This is a genomic window from Salmonella sp. SAL4457 (genome assembly GCF_046548235.1).
Classification (GTDB): Bacteria; Pseudomonadota; Gammaproteobacteria; order Enterobacterales; family Enterobacteriaceae; genus Salmonella; species Salmonella enterica.
Window position 1 is genome coordinate 1 of sequence record NZ_JBGDZO010000337.1, and the last position, 283, is coordinate 283.

The following is a 283-nucleotide window of genomic DNA, read 5'->3' on the forward strand; positions in this document are numbered from 1 at the left end:
GGCCAGGGTCGTAGCCGTCGCCCCGCGGCCCAACGCAGCCACTGACCACCAGGGGACCGGTCTGTCCGCGATAGGCGTCGCGCAACTCGTGCATCATCCCGATGGAGGCGCGGTTGAGGGCCGCCAACTCCTCTCGGCCAATGCTCAGTCGCTCGGCCCAGTCGGCGCTGGCTCGCCAGGTCGGGCTTTCCAGCACAAAGCCAAGGCGATCCTGCCGGGCGATCTCCAGGTAGCGTTCGTAGTAGCGCTTCAGGGTCGCCCAGCCGGCCTCGGTGCGCAGCAG

General features: G+C 69.3%; 1 protein-coding gene. It reads right to left on the reverse strand.

Going from position 1 to position 283, the window contains the following annotated elements:
• The coding region (locus ACLJNW_RS24545; protein WP_410961261.1) for a homocysteine S-methyltransferase family protein at positions 1-283 on the reverse strand (283 nt) is incomplete at both ends.